The sequence below is a fragment of the Bifidobacterium sp. UTCIF-39 genome (genome assembly GCF_006408715.1).
GTDB lineage: Bacteria > Actinomycetota > Actinomycetes > Actinomycetales > Bifidobacteriaceae > Galliscardovia > Galliscardovia tissieri.
This window is the reverse complement of record NZ_JEOG01000042.1, coordinates 1-1,679: the sequence shown is the minus strand read 5'-3', so window position 1 is coordinate 1,679 and position 1,679 is coordinate 1. Positions and strand designations below refer to the sequence as shown.

The window sequence follows — 1,679 nt, the reverse complement described above, 5'->3', positions numbered from 1 at the left end:
GGGGGTGGTGACGTTTTGTTGGACTTCGTTGTCTGAATGGTCGTTCAGAACGATATCACATGTGTTCAGGCGACGAGCCCGAGCTGGATGCGCTTGTCCATGATGCTCATCCCGTATTCGAGTTTGATGCGCTTGTCCCGGTACCAGACCATGTACTCGTCCAGCATCGCAATGAACTCGTCGATCGTGACGCCCTGGAAGCTCCTCTTGTGGAAGAACTCCTGCTTGAGCCGGCCGAAGAACCCCTCGGCGGCGGCGTTGTCCGGGCTGCAGCCCCTCGCGCTCATCGACCTCGTCAATCCATGATCCGTGCAGATGCGAATCCATTCGGGCCACCGGTAGTGGCATCCCCGGTCGGAGTGGATGACGGGCGTCTGACCGGGTTTGAGCGTGGCGCACGCGTCCTCGAGCATCCCATTGGCCAGCGCGGCGTTGGGGCTGGTGCCGATCGTCCACGCGACCGGCATGCCGTCGTAGCAGTCGATCACCGGCGACAGGTACACCTTGCCCGCGGGGATCGAGAACTCGGTGATGTCGGTGACCCACAGCTCATTCGGATTCGCGGCGTGGAAGTCGCGGTTGACGAGATTGGCCGGCGCGCCGCCGATCTCTCCCTTGTAGGAGCTGTAGCGCTTCGCGCTCTTGAACACCGGCACCATGCCATGGCGGGTCATCAGCCGCATGACGCGCTTCGCGGAGACGACGATGCCCGCGCTGCGCAGTTCGAGGTGGATGCGCTTGTACCCATAACGGCGTTTGCTGTTCTCGAACGCCTCGCGCACCAATGCGAGCAGGCCCCGGTCCTTGTCGGGCCTGCTCATGGCCTTGAGCTGGTAGTAGTACGTGCTGCGTGCGATGCCGACCTCGCCCAGCAGACTCTCGGCGTTGACGCCCAGGGCCTCACTGACCTTTTTGACCAGAATCGTCTTCTCTCGGCTTGTCAGGTTGTCCGGGTCTGCGCCCGGCTCTTTTCCCACCAGTTCCACCGCTCCCTTCATGATCGCCAGCCTGATCTCCAGGGCCCGTCGCTCCGCGCGCAGCCGCTCAAGATCGGCGTTCAGCGAGGCGATCTCGCCGCGCAGCGCATCCGCATCAGCCTGCGGTACGGTATCCTTGCGTTCCGGTTCGTCCTTCGCCACCGCGGCCCCTTTCGTCTTGTCGAGCAATCGCCGCTTCCAGTTTCTCACTACCGACGAATCCACTCCCAATCCCTCCGCCGCCTCACGCGAGCTCGCTCCACCGGACGCGACCTTGAGCACGGCCTCGCGCTTGAGCTCCTCAGGTATGGGCCCGTGGCGAAGCCGGCGTTCGCCGGGCGCGAGCTCGTCAATCCACGAGGCCAGCAGCGTCTTGCTCGGATACCCCATTTGGCGGATCGTACGGCTCGCTCGCCGCCCGTGCGTCAGGTAATGGTCCACCGCGGCCCGCCTCTGCTCCAACGTGTAGCGCGAATACCGCTCGCCACGCGTCGAGGGTATTCCCGTCCTCTGTTCCTCGAGCCAGTCCCGATGCCACATACGCAACGCCTCACGACTGGGATACCCCAACTCCCGGATCGCGTCCGCCGCGCAGCACTCATACCTCACATACAACTCCACCGCACGCCGACGCTGCTCCCTCGTATACCTCGCCATGATGACTCCTCCCGGATCACAGTCCAAGAAAACGTCACCACCTCG

The 1,679-nt window shown here is 63.5% G+C and carries 1 protein-coding gene; it reads right to left on the bottom strand.

Going from position 1 to position 1,679, the window contains the following annotated elements; genetic code table 11:
• Positions 1-65 precede the first annotated feature (65 nt).
• The gene (locus EP30_RS10780; protein ID WP_140558671.1) at positions 66-1,634 is read right to left on the bottom strand and encodes an IS3 family transposase; all 1,569 of its coding nucleotides are present in this window, start codon (positions 1,632-1,634) and stop codon (positions 66-68) included.
• Between the last annotated feature and the right edge of the window lie 45 nt (positions 1,635-1,679).